Annotated in this window: 18 protein-coding genes and 1 pseudogene; 10 read left to right on the top strand and 9 right to left on the bottom strand. The window is 70.6% G+C overall.

Annotation, left to right across the window (positions count from 1 at the left end):
* Positions 1-345 precede the first annotated feature (345 nt).
* From lnt to ISG29_RS09920, 3 genes are read left to right on the top strand one after another with little or no spacing between them, the layout of a single operon-like run.
* On the top strand, positions 346-1,851 hold the full coding sequence (lnt, locus tag ISG29_RS09930) for an apolipoprotein N-acyltransferase (protein ID WP_194503282.1): 1,506 nt from the start codon (positions 346-348) through the stop codon (positions 1,849-1,851).
* Entirely contained in the window at positions 1,848-2,588 is a 741-nt protein-coding gene (locus ISG29_RS09925) for a polyprenol monophosphomannose synthase (protein ID WP_328828669.1), read from the top strand. The genes lnt and ISG29_RS09925 overlap by 4 nt, the downstream gene beginning before the upstream one ends.
* Positions 2,585-3,055, top strand: coding sequence for an FxsA family protein (locus ISG29_RS09920; protein WP_194503281.1), 471 nt, complete (start codon positions 2,585-2,587; stop codon positions 3,053-3,055). Before ISG29_RS09925 ends, ISG29_RS09920 begins: the two co-directional genes overlap by 4 nt.
* Here ISG29_RS09920 and ISG29_RS09915 read toward each other — a convergent pair.
* The 4 genes from ISG29_RS09915 to ISG29_RS09900 all read right to left on the bottom strand — a co-directional run bounded on the left by ISG29_RS09915 (position 3,052) and on the right by ISG29_RS09900 (position 7,266).
* Entirely contained in the window at positions 3,052-3,438 is a 387-nt protein-coding gene (locus ISG29_RS09915; protein ID WP_194503280.1) for an RNA polymerase-binding protein RbpA, read from the bottom strand. The genes ISG29_RS09920 and ISG29_RS09915 overlap by 4 nt on opposite strands.
* Positions 3,439-3,561: 123 nt before the next feature.
* Positions 3,562-4,908, bottom strand: coding sequence for an MFS transporter (locus ISG29_RS09910; RefSeq protein ID WP_194503279.1), 1,347 nt, complete (start codon positions 4,906-4,908; stop codon positions 3,562-3,564).
* The gene (locus ISG29_RS09905) at positions 4,905-5,714 is read right to left on the bottom strand and encodes a glycerophosphodiester phosphodiesterase (RefSeq protein WP_328828667.1); all 810 of its coding nucleotides are present in this window, start codon (positions 5,712-5,714) and stop codon (positions 4,905-4,907) included. The genes ISG29_RS09910 and ISG29_RS09905 overlap by 4 nt, the downstream gene beginning before the upstream one ends.
* 25 nt (positions 5,715-5,739) lie before the next feature.
* Positions 5,740-7,266 (bottom strand): helix-turn-helix domain-containing protein, encoded by a 1,527-nt coding sequence (locus ISG29_RS09900; RefSeq protein WP_194503278.1) that lies wholly within the window; start codon positions 7,264-7,266, stop codon positions 5,740-5,742.
* A gap of 86 nt (positions 7,267-7,352) precedes the next feature.
* On the opposite strand from ISG29_RS09900, the gene ISG29_RS09895 reads away from it, so the two are divergent.
* Positions 7,353-8,384, top strand: a complete 1,032-nt coding sequence (locus tag ISG29_RS09895) for a zinc-dependent alcohol dehydrogenase family protein (protein WP_194503277.1) — start codon at positions 7,353-7,355, stop codon at positions 8,382-8,384.
* Positions 8,385-8,389: 5 nt separating this feature from the next.
* Entirely contained in the window at positions 8,390-10,099 is a 1,710-nt protein-coding gene (locus tag ISG29_RS09890) for an alkaline phosphatase D family protein (protein WP_328828664.1), read from the top strand.
* Here the strand turns inward: ISG29_RS09890 and ISG29_RS09885 are convergent.
* Positions 10,085-10,795, bottom strand: a complete 711-nt coding sequence (locus ISG29_RS09885) for a class I SAM-dependent methyltransferase (protein WP_194503276.1) — start codon at positions 10,793-10,795, stop codon at positions 10,085-10,087. The genes ISG29_RS09890 and ISG29_RS09885 overlap by 15 nt on opposite strands.
* Positions 10,796-11,201: 406 nt before the next feature.
* Here ISG29_RS09885 and ISG29_RS09880 point away from each other — a divergent pair, with 406 nt between their 5' ends.
* Genes ISG29_RS09880 through ISG29_RS09870 form a run of 3 tightly spaced genes read left to right on the top strand, consistent with a single transcriptional unit; the run spans position 11,202 to position 13,631 of the window.
* On the top strand, positions 11,202-11,990 hold the full coding sequence (locus ISG29_RS09880; protein WP_194503275.1) for an alpha/beta fold hydrolase: 789 nt from the start codon (positions 11,202-11,204) through the stop codon (positions 11,988-11,990).
* A gap of 10 nt (positions 11,991-12,000) precedes the next feature.
* Positions 12,001-12,891 carry an aldo/keto reductase gene (locus tag ISG29_RS09875; protein WP_194503274.1) on the top strand — a complete coding sequence of 297 codons (891 nt, stop codon included), beginning with the start codon at positions 12,001-12,003 and terminating at the stop codon, positions 12,889-12,891.
* Positions 12,888-13,631 carry an SGNH/GDSL hydrolase family protein gene (locus tag ISG29_RS09870; RefSeq protein WP_194503273.1) on the top strand — a complete coding sequence of 248 codons (744 nt, stop codon included), beginning with the start codon at positions 12,888-12,890 and terminating at the stop codon, positions 13,629-13,631. Before ISG29_RS09875 ends, ISG29_RS09870 begins: the two co-directional genes overlap by 4 nt.
* On the opposite strand, the gene ISG29_RS09865 is transcribed toward ISG29_RS09870, so the two are convergent.
* Complete coding sequence (locus ISG29_RS09865; RefSeq protein WP_194503272.1) at positions 13,628-15,379, bottom strand: GNAT family N-acetyltransferase; 1,752 nt, start codon at positions 15,377-15,379, stop codon at positions 13,628-13,630. The genes ISG29_RS09870 and ISG29_RS09865 overlap by 4 nt on opposite strands.
* Positions 15,380-15,428: 49 nt before the next feature.
* On the opposite strand from ISG29_RS09865, the gene ISG29_RS09860 reads away from it, so the two are divergent.
* Together ISG29_RS09860 and ISG29_RS09855 are read left to right on the top strand one after the other, a co-directional pair.
* Positions 15,429-16,208 (top strand): alpha/beta fold hydrolase, encoded by a 780-nt coding sequence (locus tag ISG29_RS09860; RefSeq protein WP_194503271.1) that lies wholly within the window; start codon positions 15,429-15,431, stop codon positions 16,206-16,208.
* A gap of 445 nt (positions 16,209-16,653) precedes the next feature.
* Positions 16,654-17,070 (top strand): hypothetical protein, encoded by a 417-nt coding sequence (locus ISG29_RS09855; protein WP_194503270.1) that lies wholly within the window; start codon positions 16,654-16,656, stop codon positions 17,068-17,070.
* Here the strand turns inward: ISG29_RS09855 and ISG29_RS09850 are convergent.
* From ISG29_RS09850 to ISG29_RS09840, 3 genes and pseudogenes are all read right to left on the bottom strand, one after another.
* Positions 17,067-17,873, bottom strand: coding sequence for an Fpg/Nei family DNA glycosylase (locus tag ISG29_RS09850; protein ID WP_194503269.1), 807 nt, complete (start codon positions 17,871-17,873; stop codon positions 17,067-17,069). The genes ISG29_RS09855 and ISG29_RS09850 overlap by 4 nt on opposite strands.
* 7 nt (positions 17,874-17,880) lie before the next feature.
* Positions 17,881-18,420 (bottom strand): hypothetical protein, encoded by a 540-nt coding sequence (locus ISG29_RS09845; protein WP_194503268.1) that lies wholly within the window; start codon positions 18,418-18,420, stop codon positions 17,881-17,883.
* A 24-nt stretch (positions 18,421-18,444) separates the two neighbouring features.
* Positions 18,445-19,216 (bottom strand): annotated as a pseudogene (locus tag ISG29_RS09840) (DUF222 domain-containing protein); the annotation flags it as partial.

The raw sequence follows: 19,216 nt of genomic DNA, 5'->3' as shown, positions 1-19,216 counted from the left end.
CGTGACCTGCGCTTTTGCGCGTCGTCGCAGGTCAGCCGCCAGTTGACGGAGAACCGTCGTAGGCCGCAACGTTAACGCGTTCGCTCGTGCAGATCGCGGGAGACGGACCGGCGTCCGAGTGGCCGCGTCGGAGGGTGGGGTGCCAAACACCTGTCCGACTTGGTTCGCGGAGGTCGGTTCGTCCCGCGTGAGCGGATACGGGAGGGCTTCGGTGCCCTAGACAACGACACGCCCCGGCAGCCAGTCCGGACATCGGGTCGGACCGACGGCCCCGAAAGCCCTCCCGTCGCTCTGCCGCGCGCCTGCTGAGCGTGCCTTCGTAGCGTGCCTCTGTAGCGTGTCAGCGTGATCCGCGCGCTGGTGGCCTTCGTCGTCGGCGTCGCGCTCTCGTTGGCCTTCGAGCCGGTCGCGATCCCCGTCGTCGCGCCGTTCTGCGTCGCGGGCTATGTGTTGTGCCTGCACGGCCTGGCCGGAGGTCGGCGCGCGCGGCGCCGGGGCTTCGGGGTCGGGCTCGCGTTCGGCGTCGGCTTCTACTTCACCCACATCTGGTGGATGCGCGCCGTGGCCACCGCCGCGTGGATCGGTCTCGCGAGTCTCGAGGCGCTGTTCTACGGCCTGCTCGGCGCGGTGGTCGTCGTGCTGGTGCGGCGCCGCTGGTGGCCGCTCACCGTCACGGCCGCCTGGGTCACGATGGAGGTTTGGCGCAGCAGCTGGCCCTTCAGCGGCATGCCCTGGGGCCGGCTGGCGTTCTCGGTGGTCGACACACCCCTGACCGGCCTGCTGCCCTGGATCGGCATGGTGGGGGTCTCCGGGGTGGTCGCCCTGCTCGGCGCGCTGCTGGCCCACCTCGTGCTGCACCGGCGGGCGCTGGTGCTCGTGCCGCTGCTCATCGTCGGCGGGGTGATCGCGCTGAGCGTCGCGGTGCCCTACGACCCCGGTCCCGAGGACGGCGAGGCCACCGTGGCAGCCGTGCAGGGCAACGTGCCCGGCCCGGGTAACGACGTGCTCTACGACTACGAGCAGGTGACCCGCAACCACGCCGAGGCCACCGAGCAGTTGGCCGCCCAGGTGGCTGCCGGCACCGAACCGCGACCGGACTTCGTGGTGTGGCCGGAGAACTCCACGGCCGTCGACCCGTTCGCCGACGCCGAGACCCACAGCGCCATCGAGGCCGCCGTGAGCGCGATCGACGTCCCGGTGCTGGTCGGGGCCATCGTCGACGACGGCGCCGACTACGTGCTCAACCAGGGCATCGTCTGGGACCCCGTCTCGGGGGCCGGCGACCGCTACACCAAGCGGCACCCCGTGCCCTACGGCGAGTACATTCCCGCGCGCCGGTTCGCCGACTTCAACTTCGGTGAGCTGGCGCGGATCAGCCGCGACATGCGTGCCGGCACCCGCACCGAGCCACTCGACGTGGCCGGGGTGCCCGTCGCCGACGCCATCTGCTTCGACGTCGCCTACGACGACGGCATCGACGCCCAGGTGCGTCACGGTGCCCAGATGCTCACGGTGCAGACGTCGAACGCGACGTTCATCTTCACCGACCAGATCGAGCAGCAGTTCGCGATCACGAGGCTGCGCGCGATCGAGACCCAGAAGTGGCTCGTGGTGGCCTCCACCAACGGCCTGTCCGGCATCATCGACCCCGAGGGGCACGTCGTCGCCACGGCCGACCCACGCACCACCGCCGTGATGGTGCACCGCGTCGGGCTGCGCACCGGCGCCACGCCCGGCGTCGTGCTCACCCCCTGGATCGGATGGGTGGCCTTGGTCGTCACCCTGGTCGGTCTCTGCGCAGGCTTCGTGCCCTATCGTCGCTTGCGCCCGACGCCGGAGGAGAAGACGTGAGCAGCGGCCGCACCGTGATGGTGATACCGACCTACGACGAAGCGGCCAACCTGGCCTGGATCGTGGGCCGGCTCCGCGCCGCCGAGCCCGAGATCGACGTGCTCGTGGTCGACGACAACTCGCCCGACGGCACCGGGCGGATCGCGGACGACCTGGCGGCCACCGACCCGCAGGTGCGGGTGCTGCACCGCACCGGAAAGGAGGGCCTAGGCGCCGCCTACCGGCACGGCTTCGCCCACGCTCTCGCGGCCGGCTACGACGTGATCGGCGAGATGGACGCCGACGGGTCGCACCAGCCCGAGCAGCTGCACCGACTCCGGACGGCGCTCGAGGACGCCGATCTCGTCATCGGCTCACGGTGGATCCCGGGCGGCTCGGTCACCAACTGGGCCCTGCACCGCCAGGCTCTCTCTCGTGGGGGCAACCTCTACGTGCGGATGCTGTTGGGCATCTCGGTGCGCGACGCGACCGCCGGCTACCGGCTGTTTCGTCGATCGACCCTGGAGCGCATCGACCTGGCCTCGGTGCGCTCGACCGGCTACGTGTTCCAGACCGACATGGTGGTGCGCACCCTGCACGCCGGGCTCACGGTGCGCGAGGTGCCCATCGAGTTCGTCGAGCGCGAGCGGGGCGACTCCAAGATGAGTGGTCGCGTGGCGGGGGAGTCGCTGCGCCGGATCACGGCATGGGGCCTCGCGGAGCGGCGTGAACAGCTGCGGCGCAGGTGGCACCGGTGAGCCGACGTCGCCACGTGGGCTTGATCCTGGCGCTGCTCTTCGTGGTCTTGCCGCTCGTCGAGGTCTACGTGATCGTGCAGGTCGGCCAGGTCATCGGGGCGTTCTGGACGATCACGTTGCTGGTGGTCGACAGCGTGCTCGGCGCCATGATCGTGCGCAGAGAGGGCGCGCGCGCCTGGCGGGCCCTGGTCGAGACGCTCTCGGCCGGGCGCCTGCCCGCACGCGAACTGGCCGACGGTGGCCTGGTGCTGATCGGCGGCACGTTGCTGCTGACCCCGGGCTTCGTCACCGATGCGTTCGGCGCGCTGCTCGTGCTGCCGGTCACCCGCCCGCTGTTCCGCGGCGCGCTGACCGAGATCGTGGCCGCACGGATCGCGAGCCCGAGAGCACGTCGCCCCGGGTCCGACCGGACGCGGGGCGACGTGGTGGAGGGTGAGGTCGTGGACCCTGAGAAGCCCGAGGACTAGGCCTTGGCGGTCCTGCGCTTGCGGTTGGCCTTATGCAGGTGGGCGGGGCCGATCTCGCCGCCGCGAAGCAGGTCGAGCCGCTCCTTGAGGATGTCTTCGAGCTCCTTCTCCGAGCGGCGCTCCAGCAGCATGTCCCAGTGGGTGCGAGCCGGCTTCTCGGCCTTCTCCTCCGGCTTGATGCCGCTGATGCTCAAGCCCTCGGCGCCGCAGCGCGGGCACTCCCAGGTGGCCGGGATCTCCGCCTCGACGGACATCGTGATCTCGAACTCGTGTTGTGCGGGGCACCGATAGCCGACCTGCTGCCGGGCGGCGAACTCGATGCCGCGCTCGTCCTCGAAGCTCTGGCTGCCGAGGCCGGCTCCACGCAGTGTGCGGTCTGCCATGTCGAGACTCCCAACGTCGATTTTCTTGACCGACCGGTCGCGGTCTGTCAAGAGGTCAACGGTACCGGGATCGACACGATTCCCCCAATCACCTCCCGTCTCACCCGGGTGGCGGAGGGGGTCTCACACCTGGGCGGGGATCTCGTTCCCGGCCTCGCGGATGCCGCGCTCGGGGTCGAGCCTCAGCAGTAGCACGGCGCCCAGCACGAAGAACACGATGAGGGCCAGGATCGAGGGCCGATAGGAGCCGGTGAGCTGGAACACGACCCCGAACAGCAGGGTGCCGAACCACGATGTGCCGCGCTCGGCAGCGTTGTAGAGGGCGAAGTACTCCCCCTCCCGGCCGCGGGGGATGAGTTGGCTGAAGAACGAGCGGGACAGTGCCTGGGTGCCCCCCATGACCAGCCCGATGGCGATGCCGACCACCAAGAACAGGGCCACGTTGCCGCGGGGCAGGAAGATCGCCACCACCACGATCGCCATCCACCCGAACGTGCCCCACAGCAGGGACCGGTAGGCGCCATGCCGCGACGCGAGCCGACCGAAGAACAGGGCTCCGCCGAAGGCCACGAACTGGATGAGCAGGATGGTGCCGATGAGCACCGAGCTGGAGAAGCCGAGTTGCTTGGAGCCGTAGGTCGAGGCGCTCGCCACCACCGTCTGGATGCCGTCGTTGTAGAAGAGGTAGGCCAACAGGAAGGTCATGGTCATCGGGAAGCCGCGCACTTCGCGCAGCGTGGCGAACAGCTGCCCGAACGAGCGTGTCAAGAGCCCGCCCTCGCTCGCCACGACGTCCTGCGGCACGTAGTCGCGCAGCCGCACGAACGGGATGATGGTGAAGCCAGCCCACCACACCGCGGCCGAGAGCATCGAGATGCGCACCGCCATCTCGGTCGAGAGACCGAAAGCGCCGTGCCCCAGCACGATCACGAGGTTCAGCGCGAGCAGCAGGCCGCCGCCGAGATAACCGAAGGCCCACCCGCGCGAGGAGACGCGGTCGCGCTCGGAGGCGGTCGAGATCTCGACCAGGATGGCGTAGTAGCTCACCAACGAGCACCCGGCGAGGATCGAGCTGGCGACCACGGCGAAGGCCCCGATCTGCCACTGGTCGTCCTTCATGAAGAACAGGAGGGCTCCGAAGAAGGCGCCCGACCAGGCGAAGGCGGCCATGTGCAGCTTCTTGCGCGGCGACCGGTCGACCATGGCGCCCACGATCGGCAGCACGAAGGCGCTGGCGATCGTCGCGAAGCTCGTCAGGTAGGCGGGCAGCGATCCGGCGGCCAGGTGCAGCCCGAGCAGGTCGACGGTCTTGTTGCACGTCTCGTCGGGGTCGGGGCAGCCGGCCGCTCGTCCGGCGACCGTGATCATGTACGGCGCGAAGAGCACCGTCAGCACGGTCGTGTAGAAGGCGGAGTTGGCCCAGTCGTACCAGTTCCAGGCCCGCTGTTCTGCGGTCAACGGCTCACTCATCGCCCAGCTCCCTCCCAGAGACCACGGCGCACCAGGACGCCCTTGAGCACGTCGGTGCGGTCGGTGAAGATCCCATCGACGCCGAGGTCGAGCAGCTGCTCCATCTCCTCGGGGTCGTCGATGGTCCACACATGCACGTGGACGCCGGCTGCGTGCGCGCGGCGGACCAGTGCACGGGTGACGACGGGCACGGTGAATCGCAGCGGGCCCAGCGCCAGCGAGCGCGTGTGCGGCACCTGGAGGGCGGCGACCCGGCGGCGCGTGATCCGGCCGGCGATCGCTGCGGGGAGCAGCAGGAACGCCAGCACCTCGAGTGGGTGGGCCGACGTCAAGACACGGGGTCCGCAGGCACGGCGGAAGGCCGCGAGCCGACGCGGTGAGAACGAGCCGACCAGCACGCGGTCGGTCGCGCCGGCCTCGTCGAGGAGGGCAGCCAGCGGCTCGGCGGCGTCTGCGGACTTCAGGTCGATGTTGAACCGCTCCTCCGGCCAGCGGCACATGAGCTGGGCGAGCGTCGGGATCTCCTCGCGACCCGCGACCCGGGCGTGCTGCACCTGCTCGCGGGTGAGGTCGGCGATGGCCCCGGTTCCGTCGGTGACCCGGTCGAGCACGGCGTCGTGGAAGGCCATGAGTACGCCGTCGCGCGTGAGGTGCACGTCGGTCTCGAGGTAGCCGTAGCCCAGCGACACCGCGTGCGCGAAGGCGCGCTCGGTGTTCTCCATCCCGATCAGGTCGGGGTGCAGCGCACCGCCACGGTGCGCGAAGGCGATCACCCCGCCCGAGCCGGGGGCCCTCAGGTAGCTCACGGGGCTGAGTATGGCGCCGGAGCGCCTAGATGTCGCGGAAGGTCTCGATCTGCGCGCCGAGTTCGTTGAGACGCTCGGCCAGGTCCTCGTAGCCGCGGGCGATGACGTAGGTCGAGCGCAGCACCGAGGTGCCCTTCGAGGCGAGCATGGCGAGCAGGATGACCACCGCGGGGCGCAGCGCGGGCGGGCACACGATCTCGGTGCCGGAGAAGTGGGTCGGGCCCTCGATCATCACCCGGTGCGGGTCGAGGAGCTTGACCTGGGCGCCGAGCTTGGTGAGCTCGGTGAGGTAGATGGCGCGGTTCTCATAGACCCAGTCGTGCAGCAGCGTCTGACCCGTCGCGACCGCCGCGATGACCGCGAAGAACGGCAGGTTGTCGATGTTGAGCCCGGGGAACGGCATCGGGTGGATCTTGTCGAGCGGGGCGTGCAGCACGCTGGAGTGCGTGGTGAGGTCGACCAGCCGGGTGCGGCCGTTGCTGGCGACGTACTCCTCGGAGCGATCGTAGGAGAAGCCCATCTCCTCCAGCGTCGCGAGCTCGATCTCGAGGAACTCGATGGGAACCCGCTTGATGGTGATCTCGGAGTCGGTGACGATCGCGGCCGAGAGCAGCGACATCGCCTCGATCGGATCCTCGGCGGGGGCGTAGTCGACGTCGACGTCGATGACCTCGCGACCGGTGACGGTCAACGTCGTCGTGCCGACGCCCTCGACCTCGACGCCGAGGCGCTGGAGGAAGAAGCAGAGGTCTTGCACCATGTAGTTCGACGACGCGTTGCGGATGATCGTGGTGCCCGGGTGCAAGGCGGCGGCCATCAGGGCGTTCTCGGTGACGGTGTCTCCGCGCTCGGTGAGCACGATCGGCCGCGCCGGGTGGACGCTGTCGGCCACGGAGGCGTGGTACATGCCGTCGGTGGCCTTGACCTCGAGCCCGAAGGGGCGCAGCGCGGCCATGTGCGGCTCGACGGTGCGGGTGCCGAGGTTGCAACCGCCGGCGTAGGGCAGCTCGAAGTCGTCGGCGCGGTGCAGCAGCGGACCGAGGAACATGATGACCGAGCGGGTGCGGCGGGCGGCGTCCTCGTCGATGGAGTCCAGCCGCAACTGCTTGGGTGGGACGATCTCGAGGTCGCCCTCGTCGCCGAGCCAGCGCGTCTGCACGCCCAGACTGCCCAGCACCTCCAGCAGCCGGTTGACCTCCTCGATGCGGGCGACCTTGCGCAGCGTGGTGCGGCCCCGGTTGAGCAGCGAGGCGCACAGCAGGGCGACGCCGGCGTTCTTCGAGGTCTTGACCTCGATGCTGCCGCGCAGCGTGGTGGGGCCGGTGATGCGCAGGTGCGTCGGGCCGGCACCCAGGGCGACGATCTCGGAGTCGAGCGCGGTGCCGATGCGGGCGAGCATCTCGAGGGAGAGGTTCTGCTGTCCCTTCTCGATCCGGTTGATCGCACTCTGGCTGGTGCTGAGCCGCTCCGCGAGCTGCTGTTGGGTCAGGCCGCGGTGCTTGCGCGCGTCGCGGACCATGTTGCCGATCCTGCCGAGGTAGTCGTCAGCCATGCGTCCGACGGTAACTCATATGTGAGATAGACCTGCACATCTGCCGGGTGTCGGTGGCCGCGGGCAACGGTGCCATGCTGGGCACCATGCGAGCGACGACCATCCACGGCCCCCGTGACATCCGGTTCCGCGACGACGTCACGGATCCGGTCGTCGAGGAACCCACCGACGCGATCGTGCGCGTCACGACCGCCTGCATCTGCGGGTCCGACCTCTGGCCCTATCGCGGCGAGAATCCCGTCAAGCCTGGCTCGACGATCGGCCACGAGTGCATCGGCGTCGTGGCCGAGGTCGGATCGGCCGTCACCCGCGTCGCGGTCGGTGACTTCGTGGTGGTCCCGTTCGACCACTGCGACAACACCTGTGCGCACTGCCGGGCCGGCATGCAGTCGGGGTGCGTGAACATCGGCATGACCCAGTCCGGTCAGGGAGAGTTCGCCCGGGTCCGGCAGGCCGACGGCTCGCTCGTCAAGGTGCCCGACATCGAGGAGCGGCCCGACCCGACGATGGTGCCGCACCTGATGGCGCTCTCCGACGTCATGCCGACCGGATGGCACGCGGCCGTCTCCGCCGGCGTGCGCGCCGGCGGCACCACGGTGGTGGTGGGGGACGGCGCCGTCGGTCTGTGCGGCGTGCTCGCTGCGGCCCAGATGGGTTCCGAGCGCGTCGTGCTCCTGTCGCGGCACGAGTCGCGGCAGCGGGTGGGTCGTGCCTTCGGGGCGACCGATGTGATCGCCGAGCGAGGTGACGCCGCCACGGCCGCGGTGATGGACCTCACCGACGGCATCGGCGCCGACGCCGTCCTCGAGTGCGTCGGTACCGGCCAGGCGATGACCACGGCCTTCGACGTCGCCCGGCCGGGCTCGACCGTCGGGTTCGTGGGCGTCCCGCACGGCGTGGAGCTGCCGGTGCGCACCATGTTCTCCAAGAACGTCGGTCTGGCCGGTGGCATGGCGCCGGTGCGCAAGTACCTGCCCGACCTGCTCGACCTCGTGCTGGCCGGCGACATCGAGCCGGGCCGGGTCTTCGATCTCTCACTCCCGCTCGACCAGGTGGCCGAGGGCTACCGGGCGATGGACGAACGGCGCGCCATCAAGGTGCTGCTGGACGTCGGCTGAGCGCCGTGCTGGTTCTCGGGCCGCTCGTCCGGCACGTCGACGAGACCACGGCGACGGTCTGGGTCGAGACCGACGAGGCCACCACGGTCGTGGTGCGGGCCGGGGACCTCGAGGCGTCGGCAGCGACCTTCGCGGTGCACGGCCACCACTACGCGTTGGTCGACGTCGAGGGTCTCGCGCCGGGCACTCGCACTCCGTACGTCGTGGAGGTGGCCGGCGACCAGGTCTGGCCCGAGGCCGACTCCCCGTTCCCGGCACCGGTGCTGGCCACCCTCGACCTGGGGCAGCCGCTGCGTCTGGCCTTCGGCTCCTGCCGTGTCGCCGCCCCGCACGACGCCGCGGGGCACGCGCGGTACGGGGTCGACACCCTGCGCGCGGTCGGGCTCGGGCTCTCGCACCAGGCCGAGGAGGATCCCGAGCACCCCGCCCCCGACGTGCACTGGCCGCACCTGGTGCTGATGCTCGGCGACCAGGTGTACGCCGACGAGACGAGCGAGGAGATGCGTGCCGTCATCCGCGGCCGACGTGACCCCGAGCAGGAGCCGGGGTACGAGCTCAAGGACTACGAGGAGTACGCCCAGCTGTACCGGATCGCGTGGCGCGACCCAGCCACCCGCTGGCTGCTCTCGACCCTGCCCAGCCTGATGATCTTCGACGACCACGACGTGCGCGACGACTGGAACACCAGCGCCGCCTGGCGTCGCGACATGGCCGCGACATCGTGGTGGCACGACCGGATCGTGGGCGGCCTGGCGTCGTACTGGGTCTACCAGCACCTCGGCAACCTGACTCCGAGCGAGCGCGCCGAGGATCCGCTGTGGCGGCGGGTGCTCGACCGCGACGGCCCCGACGAGCTCGATCTCGGCGCCGACCTCGATGCCTTGGCCGAACGAGCCGACGCCGAGCCAGACACCTACCGGTGGAGCTACGCGCGCGACCTGGGCCCGCAGGCCCGTCTCGTGGTCGTGGACTCCCGATCTGCCCGGGTGCTCGAAGACGAACGGCGCTCGATGCTCGATGACGAGGAGAAGGTCTGGCTCGAGGAGCAGCTGCGTGGCGATGTCGAGCACCTGCTGATCGGCACCTCGCTGCCGTTCTTGATGGCGCCCGGGTTCCACCACGTGGAGGCGCTGGTCGAGGTCTTGGCTCAAGGAGCGCTCGGACGCCGGGTCGCCCGGTTCGGCGAACGGGTGCGGCGCTTCGCCGACACCGAGCACTGGGCCGCGTTCCAGGAGGGTTTCGCCTCGGTGGGGGAGTCGGTCGTGTCCGTCGCCACCGGGGAGCGTGGCAGGGCGCCGTCGACCGTCTGCTTCCTCTCCGGCGACGTGCACCACTCCTACGTGGCCGAGGCGGTGCCGGCTGAGGAGGACCGACGTGAGCGGGCGGCGTCTCGGATCGTGCAGGCGGTCTGCTCGCCGATCCGCAACCCGTTGCCCTGGTACATGCGTGGGGCGCTGGCGGTGGCCACCCGGGGCTGGGCACGCCCCACGGGCCGACTGCTGGGTCGGCTCGTGCCACGTTCGCCCGTGCACTGGCACGTCACCGACGGCCCGTGGTTCGACAACGCGCTCGCGATGCTCGAGATCGACGAGACGTCGCTGGAGATGTGGTGGACGACCGCCGCCGTCCGCGACGGCGACCATGCTCGCCCTCGGTTGAGCCAGATCGCCCGGGTGCGCGTCGAGGGCGCCGACCGGGGGTCAGCGCAGCCGTAGGGCGCAGGTTCCGCGGCGCTTCCAGTGATCGGTGCGGTAGTAGTCCCTCAGACCGCGACGCTGGTCGGCTCGCCGGGCCGACCAGTCGGTCCATGCGGTGTCGTACCCGAGCGTGTCGGCCATCCGCTCGACCGCCTCTCGGCTGGGAACCCCGACCGGTGCGCGGTCCTGGCCCTGCTCGTGCGGGATCGAGTTCAGCTCCTTGGAGGTCTCCTCCTCGCCGATCCGGATGAACGGGCCCTCGCGGATGATGAACTCGCTGTCGATCACGGCGAGCCTGGCGCCCACGTGCTTGATCAACTTGAGCAGTCGGTAGTGCTCCATGATGTGGTAGAAGATGCCGAACACGGCGACGACGTCGAAGCGCTCGCCGCGCTCGACCATCGTGGGCAGGGTCTCGAAGATGTCGCCCTGCTGGAGGTGCACGCGGTCGGCGATCTCACCGCGTGGGTAACTCGACTCGAACTGGTCGATGAGATCCTGCCGACCCTCGATGCCGACGACTTCACGGGCACCGGCACCACTGAGCGCGTAGGCCCACCGGCCGTCGTGCGAGGCGAGGTCGAGCACGCGCGCATCCTCGAGATCGCGACGGTAGGGCTCGACGATCATCTCGAACCGTGCGTTGAGCCGCGCGATGTTCGCCTCGGCGTACTTGTGGTCTTGCGTTTCGTCCAGGAAGTCGAAGAAACCCATGGCGCGGACTGTACGAAAGCTGGTTGACGCACATCTACCTTATCCGCGCGTTTCCTGAGGAAATCCCCCCGAACCCAAGGATGGGACTCAGGCGATGGCGGCCACCGGGCGAGTGGCCGAGACGGGCTGGCAGCCGCAGTCGGAATCGCACGCCAAGAAGGTGTGCAGAGCGTGACCACACCGCGGGCAGGGGCGGTCGTGGGAGAGGTGGACCCCTCCGTTGTGCTCGGAGATCTGGACGTTGTCCCACATGGTGTTTCCCTATCGGTGCGGGGGAGGCGCTATCAGGATGCGCCATCACATGTGAGATTCGTCGCTGAAATCGCCGAGTTTCCTCGCGTGAGCCACGAAATCGTCGTGATGGGCAGGGGCGAGTAGCCCGAGCGGGCCATGGGAGGGTGGCCCGGTGAGGCTCCACACCACCCATGTCGGCGACTCCGGAGCGCCGGTGGTCTTCTTGCACGGCCTCTTCGGCCAGGGCCGCAACTTCACCCAGATCGCCAAGGCGCTGGTTCCCGGGGCCGCCTCGACGCTGGTCGACCTGCCCGACCATGGTCGCTCGGCCTGGACCGACGAGGTCGACTACGCGCGATATGCCGATCTCGTCGCCGATCGTCTGGCCGAGCAGGGCGACCTACCCGCCCACGTCGTCGGACATTCCATGGGCGGCAAGGTCGCCATGGTGCTCGCCCTGCGGCACGCCGACCTCGTCGAGCGGCTGGTGGTCGTCGACATCGCGCCGGCGCCGAGTGAGGGAGCGGGTGACTTCGAGCATCTGCTGGACTCGTTGGCTCGGATCGACCTGACGCGGCTCGAGCGGCGTTCGGACGCCGACGAGCAGCTCGCGCAGTGGGTCGACGACGAGCGGGTGCGGGGGTTCTTGCTCCAGAACCTACGCGCCGGCCCGGACGGCTGGGCCTGGCAGGCGAACCTGGAGTTGCTCCGGCGTGATCTCGGCGTCATCGGCGGGTGGCCGGACGAACTGGAGGGCCTGGAGTTCGACCATCCGGTGCTGTGGGTGGCCGGCGAGCACTCGCCCTACATCGGGCCGGAGCACGAGCCGGCCATGCGCGCGCTGTTCCCGCGTACGACCCAGGTGACGATCAAGGGCGCGGGTCACTGGGTGCACTCCGAGCAGCCGGAGGCGTTCGTGTCGGCCCTGCGGGTGTTCCTCGGTGTCGGAGCGGCGCGCTAGAACTGGAGGCATGTCTGTCTCTCGTTCGCGCCAGGTCGGTCCGCACACGGTCGGGGCCGTGGGACTCGGGGCCATGACCTTCGACCAGTCCGGTGCCCAGCCCCGCGACCAGCTGCTCGACACGTTGCGCGCGGCCGTGGAGTCGTGGTCCGACGTCGGGTTGGCCCTGGTCGACACGGCCGACGCCTACGGACCCGGTGCCGACCTGGGGGAGCGGGCCCAGGGCGAGAACGAGCGACTCGTGGCCTCCCTGCTCGACGAGGCCGGGCTGCGCGAGCACGTCCTCCTGGCCACCAAGGCGGGTCACGTGCGTACCGACGGCGGCGGGTGGGACACCGACTCCTCCGCCGCCCACCTCCGGGCTGCGGTCGACGCCAGCCTCACGCGCCTCGGCATCGACGAGATCGCGCTGTGGCAGCACCACCGTCCCGACCCCGACGTGTCCTACGACGAGGTCGTGCAGACCCTCAAGGCCGTGCATCAAGCCGGCAAGGTGCGACACATCGGTCTCTCGAACGCCGACCCGGAGCAGATCCGGCTGGCGCACGGGGTGCTCGGCGACGCGCTGGTGAGTGTGCAGAACCAGTACTCGCCGAAGTTCCGCACCAGCGCCCCGGAGATCGACGTCTGCGCGGAGCTCGGGTTGACGTTCCTGGCATGGAGTCCGCTGGGTGGCCTGAACGACGCCAAGGAGCTCGGTGACAAGCACCCGGCCTTCGCCGAGGTCGCCTCCGAGCGAGGCGTCTCACCGCAACAGGTCGCGCTGGCCTGGGAGCTCGCCACCTCGCCGTGCGTCCTGCCCATCCCGGGAGCCAAGCGTCCCGCCTCCGTGCGCGACTCCGCGGCCGCCGTCGGTCTCGAGCTCAGCGACCACGAGATGGCCCGGCTCGACGCCTCGTGAGCGACCCGTTGGCGGGCTACGCGAACCGCACCGGTCGACCGTCCGGCCCGCTGCTGCGGGCACTGGGCGCGGTCGCGCCCGGCGTGGCGAGCGTCCGCGCCCAGGCCGAGCCGTACGCCGACGCCTGGACCGCGCACAATCAGGCCGTCCTCTCGTCGACGGGTCTCCTAGATCGCCGACCCCGTTGGGTGGTGCTCGGGGACTCCCTGGCCCAGGGCGTGGGCGCCACCGTGTTCGACCGTGGCCTGGTGGGGCAGTTGGAGCGTCGGCTGGCGGCGGCGGGTCACGGGCTCGACGTCGTCAACCTCTCCGCCACCGGCGCGCGGGTTCTCGACGTCCTCGACCAGCAGGTGCCACTGCTGGCGGCGCTGACGGCCGACCTGGTCACCGTCGTGGTCGGCTCCAACGACCTGTTCGGACGCCCTCGGCATCGTCGGGCGCTACCCGCGTCGATGTCGCGACTGGCGCGGGCGCTCCCGGTCGGCTCCGTGGTCGCGACGCTGCCGCAGCCGCGGCGCGCGGCGGAGCTGGCCGACCGTGAGCTCGAGGCCTCCGCCCGCTCCGGGCACCTGCGGCTGGTCGACCTCCGTACGTCGGGCCCGTCGTCGTGGCGCGGCCTGGTCGCGGCTGACTGGTTCCACCCCAACGACGCCGGCTACGCGGCACTGGCCGACGCCTTCGAGCCGGTGTTGCTCGCCGCCCTCGACACCACCACGGGGTCGGCCAGCGGGGTCGGCTAGAGGGGCTTCTTGAACCCCACGTGGGTGGGCTCGTACCCCAGTCGCTCGTAGAAGCGGTGCGCGTCCTCGCGGTGCTTGTCGCTGGTCAGCTGGGCCAAGTGCGCCCCGCGCGCCCGGGCGTGGTCGTGCGCCCATTCCAGCATCGCGCTGCCCAATCCGCTGCCGCGCAGCGAGGCCTCCACTCGCACCGCCTCGACCTGCATGCGCGTCGCCCCGCCGCGCGAGACGCCCGGCTGCATCGTGAGCTGCATCGTGCCGACCACGGCGCCGGTGTCGTCGCGGACCACGGCGAGGAACTGGGCCGGATCGCGGGCCACCCGGTCGAAGCCGGCCTCGTAGCGCGTGGGGTCGTCGGCGAACTCGCGCGTCGCCGCGACGGGATCCTCGACGAGCAGTCGCACGATGGCCGGCAGATCCTCGCGCTGGGCACGCTCGATGCGGTACGTGCGGCCCTCGAGGTGGCAGTGGCCGCCCGTCGCCTCGATCGCCCATCGGCGCAGCCGGGCGACGAGGGCGTCGAGCCAGCGGCCCACGTTGCGCCTGGCCTCGCGGGTGTCGGGGTAGCGGCAGCGCAGGTGCAGCCCGGACTCGTCGAGGATGAACCAGAGCATCACGCCATCGGTGAGCACCGCGGCCCCGACGTACTGCGCCTGCAGCCCCGTCGAGTCCACCCGAACCGGGAGCCGGCGCAGGTCGAGCCACGAGATGGCGAACATGCCGGGCGCGTCGGGCATGCCACCCCACGGCTCCAGCACGTCCTCGAGCGGCCAGGAGCCCATCTGCACGGCCTCCTTCACCGCTTCACCGCAGGCTCGGGGGTCGGTGTCGGGTGACTCGAGCACCGAGTTGGTGATGAACCAGCCGACGGAGTCGTGCCACTGGGCGTCGTAGCGGCTGTGGACCGGGAACACGGCGCGCAGGGGAGTGTCGGCCAGCTCGCGGGTCACCTCGGTCATCGCCGCGACGACCAGGGCCAGGGTCGACACCCCGGCCTCGCGGGCCCGGACGGCGAACGCGGCGATGGCGTCGACGTCCAAGACGTCGCGCAGCTCGACGCGCTCGACCTGGAGGGTGCTCAGGTCGCCCAGCGGCATGGGAAAGCGCGGCATCACACCGCCGCAGGCGCCCAGAACCTCCGACCAGCGGCGTCGGATCTCGGCAGGGGCCTGGGGTCGCTCACGCAGCGCCCGGGTGTGGTCGGCGAACGGTGGCACGGCAGGCAGCGAGCGGCCGTCGAGGGCGGCGAGCAGGTCGCGGGCGATGACGAGCATCGACCACATGTCGACGTGGGCGTGGTCGGCGGCCACCACGATCGTCGGCCCGTCCGCCGTGCGCAGCAGGCAGAGTCGATGTGAGGGCGTGGCGTAGGGGCGGCAGGTGGCGTCGAGCACCTCACGCAAGGCGTCGTTGACCGCCTGCCCCGGCTCGATGGGATGCTCGACCCAGCCGCGGGGGCGCAGGGTGACGCGGTGCAGCCGCGGGCCTTGGGTGGCGGGGGAGAAGACCGTGCGCAGGGTGCCATGGCGCTGCACCACCGCGAGCCATGCCGTCTCGAGGTCGACGAGGTCGACGGCGTGGTCGAGGTGGAAGGAGAGCGCCATCCACGAGCCGGGCCGATCACCCGCGCCGACGTGGCGCGCCTGGTCGAAGGAGACGGGCGCGTCGTCGACGAACGAGTCGACGGCGAGGTCGTAGCCGAGCAGCTGACCGAACGGCAGCCGCAGGTGGGCGACGTTGGTGAGCCGCATGCTCGGTACTCTAGGGGCCTGCGTCCGACCCACGCCCCAGGAGCCGCGCGTGCCGACCTTCGATGTGCCGGGTGCCACGCTGGATGTCGAGTTCAGCGACGAGGGCGGGCAGCCTGTCGTGCAACTCCACGGCCTCACGTCGAGCCGCTACCGCGACCGGGTGCTCGACCTGGACCTGGGGCGTGGCCTCTCGGGCACGCGCCTGCTGCGTTACGACGCGCGCGGCCATGGCCGGTCGACGGGTCGTCTCGTGCCAGAGGACTATCGCTGGTCGGTGCTGGCCGAGGATCTGCTGCGCCTGCTCGACGCGTGGTTCCCGGGGGAGCAGGTGCACGGGGTCGGGCCCTCGATGGGATGCGGCACGCTCCTGCATGCGGCGGTGCGCGACCCGGACCGCTTCAGCGGGCTCACCCTGCTCGTGCCTCCGACGGCGTGGGAGACGCGGGCGGCGAAGGCCGAGGACTACCGCGAGGCAGCGGATCTCGTGGAGCGCGAGGGCATGGTGGCATTCGTCGAGGCCGGGCGTCTCGCCCCGACCCCGCCCGCCACCGTCGGCGTGCCGGAGACGGTGCCGGATGTGCGCGAGGAACTGCTCCCCACGCTGCTGCGGGGTGCGGCCCTCACGGACCTGCCGGCACCCGACGCGCTGGAGGCGCTCCGGGTGCCGACACTGGTGCTCGCGTGGGTCGATGACCCCTCGCACCCCGTCTCGACGGCCGAGCGGCTCGTGGAGCTGATCGCCGGATCCAGGTTGCGGGTGGCCGAAACGCCCGACGACGTGGCGGGCTGGCCCGCCCGCCTGATGTACGAGGTGACCGGCGTCCTCTAGACGTGGTCGGCTCAGCGACCCCGGCGGCTCCAGGTGTTCACGTGCCACGGCACGAAGGGGTCGAGGGAACCGTCGAAACGGCGGATGAGAGCGAAGACTGAGGTCATGGCAGGACACCTCCCGGGGTCGGTGCGTCGGGTTCGTCAGGAGCGTTCCTCATGCCCGACGCGACGTCATGAGTGAACGATTCAATGGTGCATGTCGTCGCAGGTCAGACCCAAGTTCACGAGGCCGTTCGAGGCATGATCCTCGTCACGCGACGCGCGCCCGTACCGGAGGCGGGTCGGCCCTGGCGTCGTCGTGGCGGTGCGGCACGACGAGGTTGCGCCGGGGGTCGTCGGGCACCCGGGCGCCTCGTGCAGGGGAGCGAACGCGGCCCCCACCGTCAACGACGTCTGGCAGCATGGGCCCGGTGCACAGGCTTCTCGGCGGCTTTCTGACACTCGTGGCAGTGCTCACGTTGGCGGGGTGCGACGAACATCGGATCGACCCCGATTCGTTCACCTTGACCTACTCCACCAGCAACGGGGCCGTCGCTCCGACCTACCAGCGCTCGACCTCGCTCGAGATCGACGGACGCGAAGCCCATCTCGTGGTCACCGAGAAGGGCGAACAGACGACCGACCAGACGGTGGAGCTCTCCTCGGACGCTCTCCAGCAGGTGATCACGTCGGTCGACGCGCTCGACCACCGAGACAGCGCCAGTGACTGCGCGGGTGGCACCACCTACACCCTCACGTGGGGCGACGACAGCGGCACCCTCGGCAAGCAGGACGTGCGTTCGTGCAACGAGGAGGACCGCAACGCCGCCGACCAGGCACGCACCGCCATCGAGCCTGCGCTGTCAGCCTTCGATTCTTAGGGCTGACACACCGGGCACCAGAAGACCGTGCGCGCGGCCAGGTCGGCCGCGAGCACCTCAGCGCTGCAACGGCGGCACGGCTCGCCAGCGCGACCGTAGACGTAGTGCGCGTCGACCCGCCGTGCCCGGCCTACGGGCCGCTCGCGGTCGACGGGCTCGGTCGTGACGATGCGCCCGGCCTTCACGCCCGCGTTCATGAGGTGCCGCAGATCGTCCCAGATGCCCTCGATCTGGGTGGCGTCCAGTTCCCGCCCGAGGCGGTGTGGCTCGAGGCCGGCACGGTAGAGCACCTCGGACCGATAGACGTTGCCGACGCCCGCGATGACCGACTGGTTCATGAGCAGGGTGCCGATAGGGGAGCGGCTGCGGAGAACACGGTCGTAGAAGGCGTCTGGGTCGGAGTCGGGCCGCAGCGGGTCCGGCCCGAGCCGAGCGATCCTGGCCCGCACCTCGGGCTCCGTCAGGAGCTCGCATGCCGTCGGACCGCGCAGGTCCAGCCACACGGTGTCGCTGTCCGGAGTCCTCGTGACCAACCGCAGCCTGAGCGCGCCCCGGGGTGTCGGCGGTTGCCCGCGTCCGTCGCGGTAACGACCGAACAGTCCGAGGTGCACGTGCAGCCACTGGTCGTCGTAGACGTGAAAGAGGTGTTTGCCCCACGCGTCGGTGGTGGTCAGGCGCGCACCGTCGAGCAGGGCGGCACCCTCGGCGAACCGGCCCTGGGGGCTCGACGCCTCGACGCGATGCCCGCGGAGCAGTCGCCGGTGTCGGCGGGCGAGGCGGTGGATGGTGTGTCCCTCGGGCATGAGTCGATCATGCCCGGGGCAGTGAGAGCAGCAGTCCGGCCAGGGGAGCCGGCAGCTCGTCGGGGGAGAGGCACGCGGTGAAGGCCCGAGCCAGGCGCACTTTCCGACCCGACCCGGCACCGACGAAGCGGTGGACCTGGTCGGCGAAGGGGCGATCGCGCCAAGCGGGCTGCACGAGGAGGGACTGGAAGGAGCGCAACATGAGCTGGGCCTCCAGCACCTGGAGGATGCGGGCCGTTCCAAGGGCACGGACGAGCTCGTCCTCCAGATCGCGGTCGCAGACCCAGAAGCCGGCGCTCGGCAGATGGTCGGGGTCGTCGACCCGGTAGCCGATCGCACGCAGCGCTCGCACCACGAACGGTGACTCGGCGGCGTCGCACATGCCACGCAGGTCGATGCCCTCGCTGTCGGCGGCCCGCAGGTGTCGGCCGATGTTGGTCACCCCTCCCATGGACACGAGATCGACGCCATCGAGGGCGACGCCTGCTACCTCGGCAGCGGTCTCGACGGCCGCGACGTCGCTGGCTCCTTCGAGCAACACCTGCACGGCATCGACTCTAGGTCGGGCGGCTCAGCTGGCGTGGGGGTAGTCGAGGTCGAGGTCGAGGTGGGGCATGGGGCGGTAGATCTCGGCTACGAGTGGTTTGGGGCGTGCTCGGGTTCTGCGTGTGGTGGGGAGTGGTCGGGTGCCGGTGTGGTCGATGAGGTAGTGGTGGTTGTGGGGGTCGGTCCACAGGTAGATGCCGGGGATGGGTTGGACCACGTGCCAGCGGCCGTGGGTCTTGATGCGGTGGTGGGTGACCGAGAGGGGTCCGAGGTTCTCCACGGCTGTCTGTCCGGGTGGACCTTGTGCCTGGTAGGGCTGGGTGTGGTCGAGCTGCAACGCTGTACCCGCCGCCAGGGTGGCTGAGGCGTAGGGGAAGCAGTCGGCCGGTGTCAGCAGCTCGACCGCCTTGCGGGTGCGGGTGGGGATCTCGTAGGCATCCACGGGCGCCTGCTCGCGGGGGTAGAACACCGGCCGGATGGTGAAGCGTGCGGTGGGGCCGAGGGTGTCGCGGACCCAGTCCTCGGTCACCGGCTGCACCCCGGTCGCGGCCCCACCGGTACGGGTGGTGCGGGGCTGTTGGACGATCTGGCCGGTCTCGGGGTTCTCGGCGAGGTCGCGGGGGTCGAAGGGCAGGTGGACCCACACATCCACCTTCGGTGCGGGTGCCGATTCCTGGACCGGGGTGCTGGTGAGGAGTCGGAGCACGGCCTGGACCCGGGTCTCATCGACCGGCAGGTCGGACTCGGTCGCAGCGATCTGGGCGGCGGCGTGCTTCACCGAGCCGTCGATCTGTTCG

This window comes from Nocardioides acrostichi (genome assembly GCF_015319165.1).
In the GTDB taxonomy this organism is placed as follows: Bacteria; Actinomycetota; Actinomycetes; order Propionibacteriales; family Nocardioidaceae; genus Nocardioides; species Nocardioides acrostichi.
Note: the sequence above shows the minus strand (reverse complement) of the source record. Positions and strands in the feature narration are given on the sequence as shown.